This is a genomic window from Paenibacillus camelliae (assembly GCF_023715345.1).
Taxonomy (GTDB): domain Bacteria; phylum Bacillota; class Bacilli; order Paenibacillales; family Paenibacillaceae; genus Pristimantibacillus; species Pristimantibacillus camelliae.
The window spans coordinates 916,744-938,631 of sequence record NZ_JAMBNY010000001.1; the positions used below are offsets into that span (position 1 = coordinate 916,744).

A 21,888-nucleotide genomic window follows, 5' to 3' on the forward strand; every position below is an offset into this window, starting at 1 on the left:
TCAAGCGTACTTTTGAATAATTTGCCCTAAGCGATCCGCCGCCTCTATGAGACGAGTCTCACTTTCTACTAAAGCAATTCTAACATATCCTTCCCCTTGACTGCCAAAGGCATCTCCTGGAATTACGACAACTCCAGTCTCCTCAAGACAGCGCTTTGCGAACATACGAGAGCTCCAGCGACCATCTGGGCGATCCCCGCTGCTTAATGCAGGTAATCTACCCCATACGAACATCGTCGCCTGTGGCGGCGTAACTAGCCAGCCAGCATGATGCAGCCGTTCTATGAAAGCGTCACGTCTCCGCTGATAGATATCGCCAGCTCGTACGAATTGCTCATCGTGCATCGCCTCATCAAGGGCAACAATCCCCGCATCCTGTATCGGATCAAAAACGCCATAGTCGATGTTTGCCTTAAGCTCTGTTAACGCCGCTACCGCTGCCTGTTGACCAACTAAAAATCCGATACGGCAGCCAGCCATATTGAAGCTCTTCGACAATGAATGGAACTCGACGGCAATATCCTTGGCACCTTCAACCTGCAAAATACTTGGCGGCATAACGCCATCATACCCCATCTCTGAATAAGCAAGATCATGAACGATGAGTATGTTTTCCTGCTTGGCGAAGGCGATGAGCTGTTCATAGAAGGTAAGGTCTGCAACAGCTGTTATCGGATTGTTGGGGTAATTTAGCAGCATAAACGACGCACGCTGCCATATATCCTCAGGAATAGATTCCAGCTGCGGCAAATAACGATGCTCCTCTACTAGCGGTATAAAATACGGCTCAACTCCTGCAAGAGCGAGTGCTGCATTATAGATCGGGTAACCTGGATCTGGCACAATAGCTATTGTACCTCGCTCGGCTATAGCCATTGCGAGATGAGCTAGTCCATCCTGTGAACCTGCTAGTGTGCATATTTCCGTAGCTGGATCGACCGTTACACCGAATCGGTGGCTCATCCATTCTGCTGCTTTGCTACGAAATGGCAGCCCACTTTTCAATGCAGGATAAGCATACATGTCCTCTTGCAGCACGAGCTGTGACAACGCTTGTCTCACCTTTACCGAAGGCGCTTGATCAGGGCTGCCAATACCTAGATCAATAACATCTATGCCGTCAGCTACGGCCTGACGCTTCCACGCAGCTACCTCTGAAAATATTGAAGAGCCTAATTGCGATAATAGCTGAACCACATTATTCCCCCCATGCTTCCTTGTACAGCTCTTCCTTATAACCGATTGTGACCTTCTCTCCATCGGTTACAATCGGACGCTTAATTAGCATTCCGTTCGATGCAAGCAGCTCCAACTGCTCCTCCTCTGACATGGAAGCTAGCTTGTCCTTTAATCCCATTGAACGATATACATCACCAGATGTATTAAAGAACTTTTTCAGTTCAACGCCGCTTATTGCTAGCAGCTCCTTCAATTGTGCTACCGTAGGTGGAGCTTCGACAATATGTCTTTGATCAAGCTCTCGTCCAAGTCCCTTTAATGTTTTTACTGCACTGCGGCATGTTCCGCATTTAGGATATTCATAGATCGTTAGCTGTTTCATTTTTGAGTTCCTTCCTGCATCGTGTTCAATATATTTTGAAAATCCTCTGGAATCGGTGCATGACACTCCATGAGTTGCTTAGTTTTCGGGTGAATGAATCTAATACTCTGAGCATGCAAGGCATGTCTTGAAATGCTCGATTCCAGCTCCGCTATTCTGCGATTTCCATATAGCTTATCACCAATTAGTGGATGACCTATGCTCTGCATGTGGACGCGGATTTGATGCGTACGCCCTGTTATAAGCTTGAGCTTAACTAGGCTCACCTCTTCATCGTCCTTCCACATAAACGATTGCTTGACCGTATAGAGAGTCTGAGATGGGTATCCATCTGGCGTAACGACTCGCAAATGTGGGTTCAGCAGATCACGGTCGATTGGAGCATCAATCATGGTTTGTGTTGGTTTTGGCACACCATAAACGAGTGCCATGTAATATTTATCCACTTTCCCTTGCTGCATCTGCTCTGACAGCTGGTGATGAATATAAGCATTTTTCGCTATAACGACAAGTCCTGATGTCTCCTCATCCAAGCGATGAATGGGGCGAAATCGAAATCTTTCATTTTTCTCATTCCAATAAGCAACGACCCCGTTGGCTAGCGTATTCGTATAGTGGCCATGCGTTGGATGGACAATCATGCCAGCAGGCTTATTAACGACAAGCAGCTCATTATCCTCATACACAATAGAGAGCGGCATAGACTGTGGCAATATATCCTCCGACTGCTCTCTTAGCTGCCTAAGTCTAACCGCTTCTCCAGTTCGTACAGGTGCAGAGATATAGACTCTCTCTTCATTGATGGTCAAGCCATAATCTGTCGTTCTTGCAGCAGCAAGCAGCTTGCTGGACACACCGAAGGCTTTTTCCAGCACCTCACGAACAGTCTTCCCATCGTCATCACTTGTAGCAATGACCGTTAAAGGCTCATAATAATCTTCTAATAACTCCATGTTTTCTTCTATGCCATAATCCTGTTTTTCACCAGTTGTATCTGTATGCTTTTCAACTCGACCAGTCCATTTAATTGTCATGCTTCTTTCCTTTAAATACGTCAGCACTTCTAATATATTGTACATCTTCTATTTGCAGCAAAGCGTTCGCTCGTCTAGCAGCTGCAAAAAAGTAGTCAGATAATCGATTCAAATAGGCAAGCACCGCTTCGTTCATATCTTCCTGCTGCTGTGCAAGCGCCACCGTTTCTCTCTCAGCACGGCGACATACGGTACGACAAATATGCAGCACGGCAGACAGCTCAGAGCCCCCTGGCAATATAAATTTTGTTAGCTCTGGACTAGCTGCTGTATGTTCATCGATCCATTCCTCAAGTCGTGCGATGGATTCCTCTGTCAGCTTAAAAGGATGACCAGCCTGTGCATATGCTAAATCAGATCCGGCGTCAAACAGCTCATGCATAATATGTGCAAGCTGCTCTGCAATTCGTGCTGTCTCATTCATAGAATCCGCTTTAGCAGCCGCTAAGCCTACAAAGCTGTTCAGCTCATCAATCGTACCATAAGCCTCAACCTTTGCATTCGTTTTGAGCACTCTACCTCCGATTAAGCTAGTTAATCCTTTATCGCCGCCACGTGTATATAGCTTCATATTAAACCTCCTAAATAGATGTCGTTATAGCAACAGGCTCGACACTGATGTCGAGCCTGTTGCAGCTAATTAAAGCTATGAATTCTTTAGCTTGTATACAAATTGCCCCATTCGTTCGATCGCCTCAGATAAATTCGCTACGCTTGTTGCATATGAGCATCTTAGGTGGCCTTCGCCTCCAAGCCCGAATACATCGCCAGGCACTGCAGCAACATTCGCTTCTTCAAGAAGACGCTGAGCGAACTCCTCGCTCGTTAGGCCAGTTGATTGGATAGATGGAAACGCATAAAATGCTCCTTGAGGCTCGTGGCATTCTAGTCCAATCTCGCGGAAGCCTTGAACAACGATACGGCGTCGCTGATTATAGGACTCGATCATGCGATCCTTTTCCTCAAGCCCATTCGTCAATGCTTCTAGTGCAGCATACTGTGCCATTGTTGGCGCACACATAACCGTATACTGATGAATTTTGAGCATAGCAGCAATAATATCTGGATGACCACAAGCATAACCGAGTCTCCAGCCTGTCATTGCAAATGCCTTAGCGAAGCCGCTAACTAACACTGTACGATCCTTCATTCCTGGCAATGAAGCAAAGCTTACATGCTTTGTACCATAGGTGAGCTCTGCATAGATCTCATCACTAATGACGATTAGATCATTCTCTTCTACCAGCTTAGCTATTGGCAGCCAATCCTCATATGTCATAATGCCACCTGTCGGGTTGCTTGGGTAGCATAATATTAAAATTTTTGAACGCGGAGTAATCGCTTTTTTCAGCGATTCAGCCGTAAGCTTGAATTGATCCTTCGCATAGGTTTCAATTCCTACGGACACACCACCGCTTAATGTAGTAATTGGTGAATAGGATATATAACAAGGCTCTGGAATTAAAATCTCATCGCCCGGTGTAATTAACGATCTCAGCGCAAGATCTATAGCCTCGCTGCCGCCGATCGTTACGATAACTTCTTTATCAGCATCATATTGTACTTGAAAGCTATTATCTAAATAATTGCAAATCGCATCTCTAAGCTCTGGCATACCTGCATTGGATGTATACTGTGTTTTGCCTCGTTCTAAGGACATTACAGCCGCTTCACGAACATGCCAAGGTGTTACAAAGTCAGGCTCACCGACACCTAGCGTAATAACATCCTTGCGTGTGCTAACAAGATCGAAAAACCGTCTGATCCCTGAAGGTTTTATGTTACGAACCTCTGGATTAAGATAGTCAGCCATTTGTCGTTTTTGCACAGGTACGGATGATTGTTGCGATGCTTCGTTTACCATCACGCTTCACCCTTCTTATGGGGATACCATCATCCGATGATCACTTTCATGTTCCTCGAAGATAATGCCATCCTGTTTGTATTTTTTTAGAATAAAGTAGGTTTTAGTTGAAAGAACAGCTTCAATCGTTGAGAGCTTGTTGGAAACAAAAGAAGCGACTTCCTTTAAGCTCTTGCCTTCAATCTCAACTTGTAGATCATAAGCCCCTGACATTAAATACAGTGATTGTACTTCAGGGTATAAATAGATTTGTTCGGCAATTCTATCAAAGCCACGACCTCGTTCAGGTGTGATCTGCACCTCTATTAAGGCCGTAACCTTTTCATCATGCATCTTACTCCAATTGACGATCGTGGCATATTTTACGATAACGTTATTTTGCTCTAAGGCGGCGATTGCTTCCTTTACCTCTTCAACGGCGACATCAAGCATCGTCGCAATTAATTCTGGTTTCATTCTGGCGTCTTCCTGTAGAAGCGCTAGCACTTTTAATTGAAAATCAGAAATACCTGTCATGTTCAAACCCCTTCCCACCAATTGTGGTATAGCAAACGCTATGTACGTTATTTTACACCGAATACGTTAATCCTGCAAAGCTAAAAAAGACCCGAATGGGTCTTTTTTAGCTTTCAGGTGACTTAATGAGCAGAATCTAACAGATTATAGCTCATTAATGAAAGGATTGAGCGTTTGTTTGCGGAGCTTGTCCGCCCATACCTGCTTGAAAACCACCTTGCTGCAGCCAAGTCTGAGTTTTTTGCGCCATTTGCTGGTAGGATTGAATTTGCTTATCAAGCTCTTTCTTTGGCGCCACACTGGCAGCTTCGTACATATTGTTGTTTTTCATTACTGTAAACAGCTGCCCTTGCATAGATAATGTGCTGTTTAGTAAGTTCGTAAACATTTGACGCGTTTGTTCACATGTCGATTCCGTTGCAGCAGTCGCGTATTCTCGAACGACACGCTTCAAGTCGGATAACACTACTCCAGCTAAATCATCTTCAGTAAGTTGCAATTGGTTATTGGCCATGATGAGTACCTCCGAATCGTATTAATTCATTGGAGCAACAGATTGATGCTGCTGCAGTGCTTGTAATAGCGTGTTGTAATTCGTCTGATGCATCATTGTCATTTGCTCAAAACAACGTTTAACCTCTGGATTAGTGGAAACCGCTGCAGCTGCTGCACAGGATTTCATCAGCATATCCTCATTCGACATTGAATCAATCGCGTATTCAAGCTCTTTGTTAGTCATTGCCTGCATCGAAAGCCCCTCCTTACATGTTGTACATGATACTACCTCTTTAGAATGCACGGAGGGCAGTCTGACTATGCAAACAAAACTTAGGCATAACCAAGATGATTAACTGAAATTAAAAAACGTCGGAGCGCAGCGTACGTTCTTGGTACGTGAGCACCAAAGTTTTCGGTAGCGGTTCATATTCGATGTCGATTACACTTCTACGAAACACATCGTCATCAAGCCTGGACTTTTTGAACTTCGGCTTCCAATATGTGTTCAAAAAGTTCGCCTTTCAGCACCAAGAAGATTGAAAGAAGCTAGAGCTTGAGAAGCGCAGCGTACGCTATTGGTACGTGAGCATCGGAAAGCTCGGCTGAATTCAAGTTCGATGTCGAATCAACATCCAGTAACGCTTCGTGATCAAAGGTGGATTTTTTGAACTTCCCCTTCCAATATGTGTTCAAAAAGTTCGCCTTTCAGCACCGAGAAGATTGAAAGAAGCCAGAGATTGAGAAGCGCAGCGTACGTTATTGGTACGTGAGCATCGGAAAGCTCGGCTGAATTCAAGATTCGACGCCGAATAAGCGTTCAGCACACGCTTCGTGATCAAAGGTGGATTTTTTGAACTTCCCCTTCCAATATGTGTTCAAAAAGTTCGGGCTTCAGGACCAAGAAGATGAGCCGTTACTAGAAAACGCGGAGCGCAGCGTACGTTCTTGGTACGTGAGCACCAAAGTTTTCGGTAGCGGTTCATATTCGACGTCGATTACACTTCTACGAAACACATCGTCATCAAGCCTGGATTTTTTGAACTTCCCCTTCCAATATGTGTTCAAAAAGTTCGGGCTTCAGGACCAAGAAGATGGAGCAATACTAGAAAACGCGGAGCGCAGCGTACGTTCTTGGTACATGAGCACCAAAGTTTTCGGTAGCGGTTCATATTCGACGTCGATTATACTTCTACGAAACACATCGTCATCAAGCATGGACTTTTTGAACATCCCCTACTACTAAAAAATGTTCATGCTTAGGTACCGCTCTCCAGTGTCAGGCGCCACACAAAGCACACGCTTCCCTTCACCAAGGCGTTTACCTAGCTGAATCGCTGCCCACACGGTTGCGCCAGATGAAGGACCAAGCAGCAAGCCTTCCTTCATTGCTAGCTCGCGCATCGTATGTAATGCGTCCTCATCTGACACCTGCATAATTTCATCGTAAATCTCTGTATTTAAAATTGCTGGAATAAAGCCCGGACTTGTACCAACAAGCTTGTGTGAGCCAGGCTGACCTCCTGAAAGCACAGGGGAGCCTTTAGGCTCAACAACGGCTACGTGCAGGTTAGGTAGATGCTGCTTAAGCACCTCGCTAGTTCCCGTTATCGTTCCCCCAGTACCTGAGGAAGCTACAAATCCGTCAAGTCGGCCCTCACACTGCTCCAAAATTTCCAGTGCAGTTGTTTTACGGTGGATATCAGGGTTTGCCTCGTTTTCAAACTGATTAGGAATAAATGAATGTTCAATCGCTGCATGAAGCTCTTCTGCCTTTGCAATCGCACCTGACATCCGTTTAGAGGAATCAGTTAGTACAACCTCAGCGCCATATGCCTTAAGCAATGCAATTCTTTCCTTCGTCATATTATCCGGCATCACGAGTATAATCCGATAGCCTTTGGCTGCTGCATTCATCGCTAAGCCAATACCAGTATTGCCGCTAGTTGGCTCAATAATTGTAGCACCTGGCTTCAGCTTGCCTTGACGTTCAGCTTCAGCAATTAAATTATAAGCAGCGCGATCCTTTACACTTCCACTCGGATTCATATATTCAAGCTTCACGATAACTTCAGCACAGTTCTTTGGTACGATTTTTTGCAAAATAACCCCCGGTGTATTTCCAACAAGCTCAACGATACTATTTGCAACTTTAACCACTTTACACCTCCGATTGCGGCTTTGGCTTTAGAACTGCTTTTGTTTTACTCGCCGCATCCTCTCCGTTATAACGGTTATGCTTGATGTGGAACAACGGTCTCATAAATACCCAACAAAATATCGGCGAGCAGCCAACGAGCAGCAATACCCAAACCAACCCCGCTTCTGTATTAATCCAAAATATATAAATAAAGAAAGGGATAAGTCCAAGGACTCTTCCCGAGGTAAGTGCAATTTCTCTAAAAATAATCAATTCTTCACGACGCTCTACCGATTCCTTTGAAGCACCTATCATATCAAACACTTTTGACGTAATCGGAAGAATATATAGCGGGTAAAGCAGAGCAGTGCCAATCCCGTACATAATAAGCGCACGATAGTCGATTCGCCAAAAGAAAGGGATAATAACAAGCGTTAAACAGATAACACCAATCAGCATAGCATGCTTTCGATAGCTTGGCTTCAGAAATCTCCCTGCCGCCCAAAAGCTAACGAGAGAGGTGACAGATGAGATCAACGTATATGTCCCAACCTTCGCTTCATCATTCGTGGCAATAAAGACGACTAAGTTAATTAAGAAGAAGAACACGCCTTCACGTACCCCTTGAGCCGTTATGCTAGCAAAAACATAACGCCATTGCCTGCTTTCTTCCGTTCGTTCTTTCCACAGCTTAAGCGGATATTTCCAATCATAGGTACCCACCTGCGGTCGCTTTTTTATAAAGAAGCTCAGTAAACCACAGCAAGCAAATATAAGCAACGATGCCGTAAAAATTAAAGTGTAGCCTCGTTGCCCTACAAGCAAGCTTATCAGCAAACCTGAGAGCCAAGGTGCAATGATACCTGAACCTGCGCCAAGCAGCCCTTGAGAACCATTAAAGCGGTCTCTAGTATCTGGCTCAGTAATTTCAAAATAAATAAGATTGTATGCGACCCAATAACAGCCTAAGCCCGCACCACTGATTAAGCCGAGTACAAATGGCAGCTCACTTGCTGATTCCTTAAGCCATAAGACTAAGCAATAAAAAACGCCTGAGAGCAGACAGCCAGCTCGCAGGCAATTCAGCTTATTTCCTTCTTTAATCCATTTGCCGCACAAGTAGAAGGTTAAGCCTCCCACACCGTATTGAGCGAGTGCAAACAATGCTACGGTTAAGTATGAGCCACTTGCTCTCCATAAGTATACAGGTATAAACGTACCAGAAAGGGCATTAGCAAACCCGAATGTAACATAAATTGCGAGCAAGAGTAGAGCCTGTCGATCAAGTATCTTTGCCATCTCAATCGCTCCTAACTTATTGTATTTGCTCACAATAAGTTACCCCTTTCGCCGAGCGCTCATACCCTTTCGTTCACGATTCCATTATTTTCTCATCACTCATCAGAGGAAAGAGAATCCAGCATTTGTTTACGATCCTCTATACTGATATAGCTATCTGTTCTGTAGCAGGATGGACATACATACCAGATTACCTTCATATCATTACGTACGATTGGCAAGTCGCTTGTCATTGCTTTTTTTGCATGAAAGCCTTCCTTTTCACCTAATGTCTGCTCACCAACTTCGAGCATATATTCACGGCAATTCGTGCATTCAGGCATTTCAAACTGCTCATTAAGCATAGCTTGAATTGAGCTATTTGCAGCTATTTCTCGCTTCGAACGTAGAATGCTTCCTTGCTCCTCTTCATCGTCCCAATCATCATCTGCAAGAGAACGACCTTGGTCTTCATCCTCGTCTACCATCGCATCAATTTCAAGCGTACGATAGCCACTTATCTCATTATCACAGTGCGGACAATATTTTTCAGGTCCAATTTCCTCATCCCAAATAATATTAGACTCACACCATGGACAAACTGTTTGCATTTCCATTAACTTTACTCCTTCAGCTACTTTTTCTAGTTTCAAATAACAACCTTACAGGATAGCTACATGTTAGCTATATAAATTAATCCCAGTAAGAAAAACAGGATAGAAATGACCGTTAGCACTTTTGGCAAGTACTTCACAATAGCACCTTCCTTACCCTATATTAATATCGTTGCGCCAATAACATACGAAAGCGAAATTGAGATCACCATAGCAATAAAACCAACAGCCCGGTTATCATTCATCAGCTCTGTATCAATTTTTAGCACTGGCGTCATGAACTCAAAAAGAAAATACGCAATAATTAATATGACAAAACCATAAGCTCCCCATAGCAGCTGTTCATATATCGAGCTGTTAATTGAAATCGAAAACCGAAAAATATTGCATATGCCAAATATTTTACCGCCTGTGGCCATTGCTACTGCAACATTTCCTTTCTTTATTTCATTCCAGCATCGATATTTTGTAACAAGCTCAAAAAGTGATAGAAAGACAATCAACGATAGCACGGCAACCGATACATAGACGATTGACGTTAAGTACTCATTTTCCAGTAACCAGTCGATTTCCGGATCCATTTTCTTCCCCTCGCTTCTTGTCAACTATTTTAGCTCAGCAACTGTTACCCCGTTACCGCCTTCACCATAATTGCCATTGCGATACGCTTTTACTAAGCTGTGACGTCGTAAATATTCTTGTATCCCGGCACGTAGGATGCCTGTGCCTTTCCCATGAATAATGTATACCTGTCCCATCCCTGCAAGATACGATTCATCAAGGAAACGATCAACTTCAATAATCGCTTCTTCCAACGATTCTCCTCTTAGATCGAGCTCCATTTTAACAGCGTCTTCCTTCGTCCGCTTTAAGCTAGCCGCTTGCTTTTGCTGCTGTACAGGTTGTTGGGATTTGGCATGGATAAGCTCCATATCATCAAGCTTCACCTTCATCTTCATAATGCCTAGCTGCACCGTTGCCTCATCGCCATGCAGCTCAACAACATGACCTTTGGAATTCAAGCTATAAACCTTAACCTCGTCGCCTACACTTATTTTTTGTTTCTTTCCATCGCGTGGTGGCTTTGGCTTAGCTTTTAACTCTGGCTGCGCCTCATCCAGCCTACGTCTTGCTTCAATCAGCTTATGCTCTTTAATGGAGGCTGCTTCATCCATAGCAAGCTTGCGCAAATCAGCGATAATTTGCTCTGCTTCCTTGCGCGCTTTGTTCACAGCAATGTCTGCATCAGCTTGTGCCTTTGCAAGCAGCTTTTCCTTCTGCTCCTCGAATCGTTTAAGCTCCTGTTCATGCTTAATACGTTGCTGCTCCATTTCTTGTCGCAATTTTTGTGCAGTTTCCCGATCAGACTCTGCAGATAGACGCTGCTTCTCAAGTGAAGCGATCATGCTTTCGACCTTCATATCCTCGTCGCTTACTTCACCCTTTGCACGATCAATAATAGCGGTCGATAGCCCTAAACGCTCTGCTATAGCAAATGCATTGCTTCGGCCAGGCACGCCTACCAGTAAACGGTATGTCGGGCTCAACGTTGCGATATCAAATTCCATACTTGCATTAATGACTCCCTTTCGGTTAAAGGCATAAGCCTTTAGCTCAGAATAGTGAGTCGTTGCAATCACTCGGCATTCTTTAGCAAGGATATGCTCTAGAATAGCAATAGCGAGAGCAGAACCCTCTGATGGGTCGGTACCAGCACCAAGCTCATCAAGCAGCACTAAGCTTTTCGAGGTCATCCTTTCTAGAATACGTATAATGTTGGTCATATGGCTAGAGAAGGTACTTAAGCTTTGCTCTATACTCTGTTCATCTCCAATATCAGCATATATCGCATCAAATACGCATAGCTGACTACCCTCATCTGTAGGAACAAATAAACCTGACATTGCCATCAAGCTTAACAAGCCTACAGTTTTTAGTGATACGGTTTTACCACCAGTATTAGGCCCCGTAACAATAATCGAATCATATTGATTGCCCAGCTCCAAATCTAGCGGTACGACCTTCTTCGGGTCGAGAAGTGGATGTCTGCCACGCTTCAGCTTTATGTAGCCACGATCATTCATTCTAGGCATAATTGCCTTTTGCGCATGTGCAAGTCGTGCTTTGGCAAACGTAAAATCAATGTGCCCGATGAGCTCTTGATCATATAGAAAATCCTCAACACAATCACTTACAAGTGCCGTTAAACGCTGAAGGATTTTTTCAATTTCTTTTATTTCTTGAAGTCTAAGCTCCCGTAAACGATTATTCATTGAAACGATAACTTCAGGCTCAATGAACATGGTTGCTCCTGAGCTTGATTGATCGTGAACAATACCACCAAAGCTCGAACGATATTCAGCCTTAACTGGTATAACGAAGCGATCATTACGCAATGTAATAATCGACTCCTGCAGCATCTTCTGAACCGAAGAGGAACGAATCATCGACTCTAATTTCTCTCGAATACGTGCTTCACCATTACGAATTTCTCTGCGAATATTCGCAAGCTCTGTGCTCGCACTATCCATGACTTCCCCTTGATCGTCAATACAGGCTGTAATTTCCTCTTCAAGCTCTCGATGCTCGCTTAGCTGATCAGCATAAGCTAATAAAGATGGAATCGGGTGTTCCTCATGCACCTGTGCAATAAAGCGTTTTACACGTCTTGATGCTCTTGAGGTTGATGCTACCTCAATAAGCTCAGTAGGGTTTAGTGATGCATGAATTCGTGCACGATGAAGTGCAGATGATATATTAAAAATGCCACCGAATGGTGCAGCACCCTTTAAGCGATCCGCCGCATACGCTTCATCTGTAAGCTGCAGCAATGCTTTTACTTGCTCAAGATCAGTTGCAGGTGCGAGTGCCTCTACTCTGCTTTTACCAAGTGATGTTGCCGCATGCTCCTTTAGCTTCGCGATGATTTTGGAATACTCAAGTGTTGTCAATATTTTTGAATCCAACGATAACACTCCTTACACTTTTCATTTGACTAGATATCGCTTCTCGCACATGAAAAGTATACCAGAAGCATTCTCTCGCTTTATTATTATAGCTTAAAGTTTGATTTCTTGTACTACGCGATACATATAATTTTAGCTATTGGCTACACTAATTATAGATTTTTCGTACAACAACTACAAAGAAATCATGGAGGTAGTAACAATGAGTTTTCTTGGACATGTCGTTCGATTTGTAGTTTCTGCGATTGTGCTTATGCTGGTTGGCTGGATTGTGCCTCAGTTTTCAGTAGGTGGTTTCTGGAGTGCACTACTGCTTTCTCTTGTGATCGCTGCATTAGGCTGGATCATTGAAGGCGTATTTGGAAAAAAAGTTACCCCTTTTGGCCGAGGTATCGTTGGTTTCCTCGCAAGTGCACTTGTGATTTGGATTGCTCAATTTATTATTGGCGGTGTATCAGTTTCCATACTTGGTGCAATTTTAGCTGCACTCGTTATCGGTATTGTCGATCTATTCATTCCAATCGGTAATCCGTATGAAGCAGCGGACCGTAAAAAGTAAAAGTTCATGGTCATGGTCCTTCATCGATGATGGGGACCATGCTTTGTTTAAATCGACATAAAAGAATTTGTCAATACTTTGTCATGAGCTGTCCTCTGGGAATGATTACATATTCCATTATTATAGGGTACAATAGTAAAGATTATAATGAAAAAGGGGATTTTAGTTATGAGAAAATGGCTATTGCTTGCTCTTGCTGTCGCGATGATGAGTATTCTAATTGCGTGCGGCTCCAATAATGGAAATTCAAAGGTCGAGCCTCCAATTGAAGTGTCTGAAGATGAAATCGCATCTGGAACATTAGAAATTGTTGCTTCGAACTGGGAATTTGACAAAGAATATTATGCCATTCGCGCTGGTGAAACGGTAGAGCTAACTGTTAATTCCATTGACGGTGTACACGGCATCGAGATTTTCGACACAGAATACAATAATATTGTAAACAATAAACCAACTCAGATCACGATTACTGAGCCTGGTACTTACAATATCCGTTGTTCAATTCCTTGTGGTCAAGGCCATCGCACGATGGTATCAAAGCTAGTCGTAGTAGCATAATAGAACGCTCCTGTCCGTAGACAGGAGCGTTTTTTTTAGCTTTGTTCAATAAGTTCAATCCACTCATTGTACTCAGTTTTAAGCTTAGCATATTCTCGCTTAAGCTCCTCATGCTCTTCTTTAAGCACAAGAAGCTGATTATTCACTTCTTCGAGCTGTTGCTCATCAATTACAGCAATATGCTGTTCAATAGCTGCAGCTGCCTCTTTTTGAAGTGCAAGCTGCTCCTCGTACAAGGATGCCTGCTGCTCAAGCTGCTTCTTATGCTGCTCTAGCTGAACAAACTCATCCTCAAGCCGCTTCAATTCCTCTTGCTGCTCACGTTCGAGCTGCTGCTGCTTTTCCAAGCTAGCTGTTAGCTTTTCTGTAAGTTCTTCGATTTGCTCTTGTGCCATTGCAATTTGATTGGCTGACAATCTTTCTTTCGCAGCATTAATCTCAAGATATTGCAGGAGCTCTTCTGTCTTTTCTGCATCCTTCAGCTGCCGTGCCTGCAGTTGTTTATTGTGATCAACTGCTTGATTTAACTCGTTTCTTACAGCGTCAAGCTCTTCCTGAAGCTCAGTAACAAGCTGCTTCTGCTGCTCGGCTTGCTGCAGTAATACAGTTTTCTCTGACAGCTGCTGTTGATCAGCTTGATATTGCTGACGCAGTTGGTCAAGCTCTTGCTCAAGCTGTGCGAGCTGATTATCCTTCTCTTGTAAAACGACTCTTTGCTCATCAAGCTGCTTTTTGATCGACTGCTGCTCACTGATTTTCAGCTCGAGCTCTGCTTGCATGTCTAAGCTTAGCTCTAGTTCCTCTTCCAGCTTACGCTTCTGTAATTGTAATGCTTCAAGCTGTGCGAGTCGTGCCTGCTCTTGCTGTTGCAATTGTTGTACTTGCTGTTGCAGCTGTTGCTCTTTCTGTTGCAATTGCTGCTCCAACTGCTGCTTAGACTTAATTAATTCGTTATTAAACTTTTCCTTTTCATCTAAATTAGCTTCAAGCTGCTCGGCTTTCTCTTCTAATTCTTGGATTAAGAGCATTGTGAGCTCTTGCTCGTTCTGATGCATGGCAAGCTGCTCAGCTTGCTTTTGCTCTGCCTCTGCTTGTAATGCGGTCAGCTTCTGTTCATAGTTCACAGCTTGTTCCTTCATTACCTGATGTTGCTGCTCGGCTTGCTCTAATAGCTGTTCAAGCTGATGTAGCTGTTGCTCAGAAGCATGACGCTCTCTCTCCTGCTGCTCTTGTGCAGATAGCAACTTTAATCCTTCTTCCATGAGTTGCTGCTCCAAGCTTGCTATATGCTGCTTCGTATGATGTCCATTCTCTTCTGCTGCCTTTAGCTGGGTTTGAAGCTGTTCCACCATCGACTGCTGTTCTTTAAGCTGGGCTTTCAATTCTGTTTGAATATCGCGTAGTGATTGCTCTGCCTCCTGCAGCTCAAGCTCATGCAGCTCAGCAAGCTCAGTTGCTGCTACTAGTTGCTCACTTAGCTTCTCTAGCTCTGATGCATGACTTTGCTTCAGTTGAATGCGTGTCTGCTCCAGCTCAGCCATATGATTCTGTTTAAGCTCATCGCGTAGCAGTTCCAGCTCCGTTATATGGCTCTGCTTCAGCTGCTCTCGTAGCTGCTCTTGTTCTGCTATATGGCTCTGCTTCAGCTGCTCACGTAGCTGCTCTTGTTCTGCTATATGGCTCTGCTTCAGCTGCTCACGTAGCTGCTCGAGTTCCGATGCTTGACTTTCCTGTAGCTGAGAACGAAGCTCCTCAAGCTCCGATGCATGACTTTCCTGTAGCTGCTCACGAAGCCTCTCAAGCTCCGATGCATGACTTTCCTGTAGCTGCTCACGAAGCTCCTCAAGCTCTGAGTAAGCACGCGCTGCTTCGTTAAGATCTGAGCGGAGCGCTTCTTCCTGCTCAATCGCCTGTAATATTTGTTCATCCGCTTGAGACAAACGCAATTCAAAGCTTTCCTTTTGCTGTTGTAGCTCCCGCTTCGTAGCATTCACTTGATTCAACAATTGCTCGCGTTCATTAATCCAGCGCAGCTTTTCGGATTCAAGCAGCTCCTTGAGCTTCTCTGATTGCTCATTTAATTGCTCCTGCTGCAATGCCGATGCTTCTTTCTCAGCCTCACGCTCTTGCTGTAAAGAAGACAGCTGCTCCTTCAACGATTGAACCGTTTCATCATATTGCTGCTGTATATGATTTTTTTCAGCAGTTAGCGTATCAAATTCTGATTTTTGTTTTGCAATTTCAGCTTCAAATCTACTTTTTTGATTGACTAACGCAATACGTTTCTCTTCATCATATTGCTTATGAAGTACAACGAGTGCCTCTTCATGCTCTTGTTTAAGCTGTTTTATTACTTCCTCCAAAGATGCCTGTAATTGCTCTGACTTTTCGATAACAATTTTTAGCTGTTCTGCGTGTGTCTCCTCTAGCTGCTTGCGCTCTAGGTTAAAGGATGCCTTTAGCTTCTCTTTCTCTTCAGTAAGCTGAAAGCGTTCCTGATCCAACCTTGCTTCTAATGAACTGCGTTCCTCTTCAAGCTGCTGCTGATGCAGCTCCTTCAATTGCTCAAGCTCTTGTTCTGACTTTCTCATATAGAGCTCATACTGTTCATTCAATTGCTGCCATTTCACCTTTTCATCCTCAAGCTGCTTCTCGGTGATATGTAGTCTTGCTTCTTCCGCCTGTAAGCGGTTATTTTCACGTCTAAGACGAAAAACTTCCTCTGATATTTGAACGGCGGTAAGCACCGCTAATTTATGTGTATCCAGAACGGGAAAGTTTTTTGCTAATTTATGCATTATCTCATCAATCGAAGATGCGATTGATTTCATATATTCAACGCTAGAATGTCCTTTAAGTTTATACTGGCTGCCATATATATCAACATTTACGATGATTTGTTCTGTGTCCATGCGTGTACCCCCATTCCATCTAGTCCAATGCTATGTTAACGGCAAAAAAGCCGCATCTTTAGCCCACTAGGAACTTATTCGATGCGACTTCTATTGTTTCCTGCCTATTTGCGCAATTCTGCTGCAAAAGATTGTTCTAATGATTTAACAACGGTGTCATGAAGCTCAGTAACCTCTTCATCCGTTAGCGTACGCTCTTTATGACGATATACTAATGAGATAGCAACGCTCTTCTTGCCTGCACCTAGACGTTCGCCAGTAAACACGTCGAACACCTGAACGGACTCAAGCAGCTCTCCAGCAGCTTCCTTAATTGCCGCTACCATATTGCCTACTTGAACGTCTGCTTCTACAACTACAGCGATATCGCGCGTAATCGCTGGGTAACGAGGTAGTGCTTTATATACAATTTCACTGCTCGCCAGCTCATAAAGCGGTGCAAGCTCTAGTTCAACAACAAACGTATCTTCTAGATCTGATTGACGCTGAAGCTCTGGATGCAGCTGACCAACATAGCCAATGATTTGTTTTTCATCGTTATCGTTTAACACAATTGCAGCTGTCCTACCTGGGTGAAATTGAGACGGCTGTGCAGCTTCATAGCTGATATGCTCACCTAATCCCAATGCCGCAGTGATCGTCTCAACGATCCCCTTTGCATCGTAGAAGTCATAAGCTACAGCTTTGCTAAACCAGCCAGCTTCGATACGCTGACCTGTTAATAATGCAGCAAAGCGATGCTTCTCCTCAGGCAGCTTCGTCAGCTCAGACTCATTCGTATGGAATACGGAGCCAATTTCAAATAATGCTAGCGATTCATTTTTACGGTTGCGATTATACGTTGCAATATCGATCAACTGAGCGATTAAGTTTGTACGCAGCACACTGCGCTCCTCGCTCATCGGCATAAGCAGCTTGACAGCATGTGGATTCGGCACTAGATCTGGAAATAATGTCGTATGCTTCGGACTAGTGAAGGAATAGCTGATAACTTCCAGCATACCTGAATCTGACAGACGCTTACGCAGCTCACGACGAATACTTTGAGGCTTCGTTAATGCACCAGGAATAACTTCTCCATAGATCGGCGTAGTCGGAATATTATCGTAGCCATAGATACGAGCAATTTCTTCAATTACATCAACATCTAACGTAATGTCACCGCGGCGAGTTGGAACCTCTACTACATACTGTTCATTTTCATTGGTTTCAAAATCAAACCCTAGTCGATTCATAATCGCTTTTACTTCGAGTCCAGAAAGTGAAGTACCTAACACTCGATTAATTTTTTCCAACGATACGCTAATGTGGCGCGGCTTGATTTCCTTCACTACTTGTTCAACAATGCCCTCTAGCACTAATCCTTCACCAAGCTCTGCAATAAGTGCTGCAGCTCGATTTAGTGCAGGAATAACACGACCTGGATCCACTTCTTTTTCAAAACGAAGACTAGATTCTGAGCGTAGACCAAGCTCACGAGATGTTTTTCTTACCGTTCCGCCCGCAAAGCAAGCAGATTCCAAAATAATATTGACGGTTGAAGACGTAACCTCTGTACTAGCACCGCCCATAACTCCTGCAAGTGCTATTGGAGCTTTCTCATCTGCGATAACAAGCATATGCTCTTCAAGCTTGCGCTCCTGATCGTCAAGAGTAACTAGAACCTCACCACGTGCAGCAGAACGCACGACAATTCGGCCACCAGGAATTTTATCGGCATCAAACGCATGAAGCGGCTGACCATATTCAAGCATGACATAATTCGTCACATCGACAATGTTATTAATTGGACGTATACCAGCTGCAATCAAGCTGTTTTGCAGCCAAAGCGGTGAAGGCGCAACGTTGACACCTTTAATGTAGCGTGCTGAATAATGGCTGCACAGCTCTTTATTATCGATCGTTACGTTCACATATTCGCTGGCTTGCTCCGTCGTATCAGCAATTTGAACCTGTGGAAGCTTTACTTCACGACCAGTTAATGCTGACGTTTCGTAGGCTACACCAAGCATGCTTAGCGCATCAGAACGGTTAGGTGTAAGATCAAGCTCCAACACTTCATCATCAAGTCCGAGCACTTGTTCAATCGGCGTACCTAATTCAAGTGTGGAAGGTAATACAAGTATTCCTTCCTGCTGCTCTTTAGACAATAGCTTGTCGTTCATCCCAAGCTCCTTAGCAGAGCAAATCATTCCTTGTGATTCTACTCCGCGAAGCTTCGCACGCTTAATTTTGAAGTCTCCAGGCAGCTTTGCGCCAATAACAGCTACAGGCACATGCTGACCAGCGTCAACATTAGGGGCGCCACATACGATTTGCAAGTCTTCACCAGTACCAACATCAACCTTACATACATTTAGCTTATCTGCGTCTGGATGCTTCTGCTTTTCCTTCACATAACCGACAACAACACCGGAAACGCCTTTATTTCTGCTTTCTACGATATCGATCTCGATACCGCCTCTTGTCATTTTTTCTGCAAGCTCACTTGCTGTAATTCCGCTAAGATCAACATATTGCTCAAGCCATTTATATGAAACCTTCATTAGTTACATCTTCCCTTCTTTTCACTTTGGTATGTTAAGCTCTCATCACATCCGGGCAAATTGAGAGAGGAATCGCGTATCATTTGTATAGAAATGACGAATATCGTCAATGCCGTATTTCAACAGCGCGATACGCTCGATTCCCATACCGAAAGCAAAGCCTGATACCTCTTCAGGATCATAGCCACCCATTTCAAGCACTCGTGGATGCACCATACCGCAGCCCAAAATCTCTAGCCAGCCTGTGTGCTTACACATACGACAGCCATTTCCGCCACATTGCGCACAGGTCACATCAACCTCAGCGCTTGGCTCTGTAAATGGGAAGAAGCTCGGGCGAAGACGAATCTGTGTATGCTCACCGAACATTTGCTGTGCAAATTGCAGCAGCGTTCCCTTCAGATCACTCATTCGTACGTTTTTGCCGACAACTAAGCCTTCAACTTGGTTGAACTGGAAGGAATGCGTTGCATCATCATCGTCTCGGCGATAAACCTTACCCGGGCATATGATACGGATCGGAGTTTCACCGCGATGTGCTTGCATTGCTCGGACCTGTACAGGGGATGTTTGTGTTCTCATCAAAATTTCCTCTGTAATATAGAACGTATCCTGCATATCACGTGCGGGGTGATTCTTCGGTAAATTCAACGCTTCAAAATTGTAATAGTCCGTTTCGACCTCTGGACCTTCAGCAACGGAGTAGCCTAATCCAATGAAGATATCCTCAATTTCTTGTGCTACCTTGTTGAGTGGATGTACAGCTCCTGTAGGCAACTGACGTCCTTGCAATGTCACATCGATCGTTTCTTCACGAAGACGACGGTCTGTTTCAGCTTGTTGGATGGCCTGTTGCTTTTTCTCAATCACTTCTTCGATCGCTGCGCGCACATCATTAGCGACTTGACCGATAATTGGACGCTCTTCTGCACTTAGGCTACCCATACCACGCAGCACCTCAGTGAGTGCACCTTTTTTACCTAAGTATTTTACGCGCAATTCTTGAAGCGAGCTTGCTAGATCAATGTTTTCCAGCGCGGCAAGCGCCTCGTTTCGTAGTGCTTCTAATTTTTCTTTCATGCGAATCCCTCCAATTTGCTATACCAATATATAAAAAAAGGCTCTTCCTCCCCGAAGGGACGGAAGAACCGTGGTACCACCCTAATTTAGATAGCTAATGCTATCACTTAGATCTCTGTATCGTAGAGTTACGTGCAGCTCTACAGCCTCTGTCAAACAGAAGGTTCAAGTGCATGCTCCAGAGTGAATTTCCGCAGGCAGTGACTATCGATCAGCTTTCAATCTATGGCTGTTCGTCCCTGTATAGTTTGTTTGCGTACTTATCTCCATCAACGCTTTTTATTATAACCCCGTGATCAGTGGGGGCTTTTTGAACAACTCTTTAAATAATATGTTCAAATAGCCTACTTTCAGCACCGAGAAGATTGGATAAAGCTAAGGGATGAGGAGCGCAGCGTACGTTGTTGGTACGTGAGCACCGGAAGACCTGGCTGAATTCAATATTCGATGTCGATTAACCTTACAGTGCTACCTTCGTGATCAAAGGGGGCTTTTGAACAACTCCTATACATTATAAGCAAAAGTACAGGTTAGCGCAACTACGCCATGCCCTAATTCTCAAAGGAAAAACTAAATTGCCGCTCCTGTCCACTTGCAAATACGATGTCTACAGTCGCATGCCATAACGTTGGGTATGGCAGCTTCAGCTCTTTAAGAGAGAACTGTTGCTCGATAAACCCAGGAAACTCAATATTGTCTTCAATCGGAATAGACTGCAATATATATGCGCGAGCAGATGTTTTTGGCTTATCATCTGCATATAATGATAGCTGTACGTTCGCTACTTCGCCTTCTTCCTTCAAGGTCCATAGGCTTAAGCTAAACGTATTGGGTCCTGGCGCATTTGGTGAAAGCTTCACCGTATAATGGAGCTCATCTCCCATTTGATGTCTATTCAATGCATTCTCTGCACTAGGCAGCGGACTAATCGTGCTCAATAGTGCTGCAAGTGCAATAACGACGAGAAGTGTCATATATTCGATCTTCAATAGTCGTGACTTTCTATCGGCCTGATGCTTTCGTATGTAGGTATTAGCAGTGTAGCCAAGCCATATCGCAATCAATATAGCTACGATTTTCACTAGCAATAGCTGCCCCCAGCTTGTATACAATAGATAGCTTATACTCGGAAGAATAAGAGCTGTTAATGCAATACCGCTCACACTAGCGATTGCTATCGTCAGCCAAAGCAGCTTTGTAAAGCGCTCTAGAAATGTCCTTACTTGCTCAGTTCCATCCTTCCAATTGACTAGAAAATAGATCACGCCACCGACCCAAATCGAGATCGTAGCGAGATGAATAAAATCAAACAATATAATTAAGCTATCGGACGAAGCATGACCGTTCATACTTTCCGCAAGCAATAGCAGCACAATAATGATCAGCCTTGCAGCCTGTAGCTTTTGAACGAATAAGCCGATCGCACTTAGTAGCAGTAAAGCAAGCCAGGTACGTCCAGTCGAACCCTCAATAAGGAGCGTTGCAATCTGCTCCACACCCCCAAAGGATTGTGTCCATTGAACAACTTGAGCGAATATAGCTAATATGACTGCAAGCAGCAAGCTTCTGTTAACCGTTTGGATGATACTCTCTCGCCATTGAATTCGCGTTTCTGCTATAGCATTACGGACAAAGCTATCCACCATAATCAAACCACTTAGTGAAATTAACAACCCATAGACGATTAGTTTGGTTATGTAAACGAAGATTTCCAATTTGACACTCCCTTTAATATTTTGTTCATGACTCCAAGTTGACTTTATGT

At 44.0% G+C, this 21,888-nt stretch carries 19 protein-coding genes; 2 read left to right on the forward strand and 17 right to left on the reverse strand.

Going from position 1 to position 21,888, the window contains the following annotated elements:
* From M3180_RS04230 to M3180_RS04290, 13 genes are all read right to left on the reverse strand, one after another.
* The gene (locus M3180_RS04230; RefSeq protein WP_251666036.1) at positions 1–1,197 is read right to left on the reverse strand and encodes an aminotransferase class I/II-fold pyridoxal phosphate-dependent enzyme; all 1,197 of its coding nucleotides are present in this window, start codon (positions 1,195–1,197) and stop codon (positions 1–3) included.
* 1 nt (position 1,198) lies between these two features.
* On the reverse strand, positions 1,199–1,561 hold the full coding sequence (locus tag M3180_RS04235) for an arsenate reductase family protein (protein WP_251666037.1): 363 nt from the start codon (positions 1,559–1,561) through the stop codon (positions 1,199–1,201).
* Entirely contained in the window at positions 1,558–2,595 is a 1,038-nt protein-coding gene (locus M3180_RS04240) for an RluA family pseudouridine synthase (protein WP_349774461.1), read from the reverse strand. Before M3180_RS04240 ends, M3180_RS04235 begins: the two co-directional genes overlap by 4 nt.
* Positions 2,585–3,166 carry a cob(I)yrinic acid a,c-diamide adenosyltransferase gene (locus M3180_RS04245; protein WP_251666038.1) on the reverse strand — a complete coding sequence of 194 codons (582 nt, stop codon included), beginning with the start codon at positions 3,164–3,166 and terminating at the stop codon, positions 2,585–2,587. Before M3180_RS04245 ends, M3180_RS04240 begins: the two co-directional genes overlap by 11 nt.
* A gap of 75 nt (positions 3,167–3,241) precedes the next feature.
* On the reverse strand, positions 3,242–4,459 hold the full coding sequence (locus M3180_RS04250) for an aminotransferase class I/II-fold pyridoxal phosphate-dependent enzyme (RefSeq protein WP_285855625.1): 1,218 nt from the start codon (positions 4,457–4,459) through the stop codon (positions 3,242–3,244).
* A 15-nt stretch (positions 4,460–4,474) separates the two neighbouring features.
* Positions 4,475–4,975 (reverse strand): Lrp/AsnC family transcriptional regulator, encoded by a 501-nt coding sequence (locus M3180_RS04255; protein ID WP_285855567.1) that lies wholly within the window; start codon positions 4,973–4,975, stop codon positions 4,475–4,477.
* A gap of 154 nt (positions 4,976–5,129) precedes the next feature.
* A complete protein-coding gene (locus M3180_RS04260; protein WP_251666039.1) occupies positions 5,130–5,489 on the reverse strand; it encodes a spore coat protein in 360 nt (119 codons plus the stop codon).
* A 21-nt stretch (positions 5,490–5,510) separates the two neighbouring features.
* Positions 5,511–5,723, reverse strand: a complete 213-nt coding sequence (locus M3180_RS04265; protein ID WP_251666040.1) for a hypothetical protein — start codon at positions 5,721–5,723, stop codon at positions 5,511–5,513.
* 989 nt (positions 5,724–6,712) lie between these two features.
* On the reverse strand, positions 6,713–7,630 hold the full coding sequence (cysK, locus tag M3180_RS04270) for a cysteine synthase A (RefSeq protein WP_251666041.1): 918 nt from the start codon (positions 7,628–7,630) through the stop codon (positions 6,713–6,715).
* 1 nt (position 7,631) lies between these two features.
* The gene (locus tag M3180_RS04275) at positions 7,632–8,909 is read right to left on the reverse strand and encodes an MFS transporter (protein WP_251666042.1); all 1,278 of its coding nucleotides are present in this window, start codon (positions 8,907–8,909) and stop codon (positions 7,632–7,634) included.
* A 95-nt stretch (positions 8,910–9,004) separates the two neighbouring features.
* Positions 9,005–9,505, reverse strand: a complete 501-nt coding sequence (locus M3180_RS04280; RefSeq protein ID WP_251666043.1) for a hypothetical protein — start codon at positions 9,503–9,505, stop codon at positions 9,005–9,007.
* Between the two features lie 155 nt (positions 9,506–9,660).
* Positions 9,661–10,083, reverse strand: coding sequence for a DUF350 domain-containing protein (locus M3180_RS04285; RefSeq protein WP_251666044.1), 423 nt, complete (start codon positions 10,081–10,083; stop codon positions 9,661–9,663).
* Positions 10,084–10,107: 24 nt separating this feature from the next.
* The gene (locus tag M3180_RS04290; protein WP_251666045.1) at positions 10,108–12,468 is read right to left on the reverse strand and encodes an endonuclease MutS2; all 2,361 of its coding nucleotides are present in this window, start codon (positions 12,466–12,468) and stop codon (positions 10,108–10,110) included.
* Positions 12,469–12,670: 202 nt separating this feature from the next.
* Here M3180_RS04290 and M3180_RS04295 point away from each other — a divergent pair, with 202 nt between their 5' ends.
* Together M3180_RS04295 and M3180_RS04300 are read left to right on the forward strand one after the other, a co-directional pair.
* Positions 12,671–13,027 (forward strand): phage holin family protein, encoded by a 357-nt coding sequence (locus tag M3180_RS04295; RefSeq protein WP_251666046.1) that lies wholly within the window; start codon positions 12,671–12,673, stop codon positions 13,025–13,027.
* Between the two features lie 168 nt (positions 13,028–13,195).
* On the forward strand, positions 13,196–13,585 hold the full coding sequence (locus tag M3180_RS04300; RefSeq protein WP_251666047.1) for a cupredoxin domain-containing protein: 390 nt from the start codon (positions 13,196–13,198) through the stop codon (positions 13,583–13,585).
* 35 nt (positions 13,586–13,620) lie between these two features.
* Here the strand turns inward: M3180_RS04300 and zapA are convergent, their stop codons facing one another.
* The 4 genes from zapA to M3180_RS04320 form a co-directional block, all read right to left on the reverse strand.
* Positions 13,621–16,497: a cell division protein ZapA gene (zapA, locus tag M3180_RS04305; RefSeq protein ID WP_251666048.1), complete on the reverse strand. Its 2,877-nt coding sequence runs from the start codon at positions 16,495–16,497 to the stop codon at positions 13,621–13,623.
* A gap of 104 nt (positions 16,498–16,601) precedes the next feature.
* Positions 16,602–19,043, reverse strand: a complete 2,442-nt coding sequence (gene pheT, locus M3180_RS04310; protein WP_251666049.1) for a phenylalanine--tRNA ligase subunit beta — start codon at positions 19,041–19,043, stop codon at positions 16,602–16,604.
* 45 nt (positions 19,044–19,088) lie between these two features.
* The gene (pheS, locus tag M3180_RS04315) at positions 19,089–20,123 is read right to left on the reverse strand and encodes a phenylalanine--tRNA ligase subunit alpha (RefSeq protein ID WP_251666050.1); all 1,035 of its coding nucleotides are present in this window, start codon (positions 20,121–20,123) and stop codon (positions 19,089–19,091) included.
* 551 nt (positions 20,124–20,674) lie between these two features.
* Complete coding sequence (locus tag M3180_RS04320; RefSeq protein ID WP_251666051.1) at positions 20,675–21,838, reverse strand: copper resistance D family protein; 1,164 nt, start codon at positions 21,836–21,838, stop codon at positions 20,675–20,677.
* Positions 21,839–21,888 lie beyond the last annotated feature (50 nt).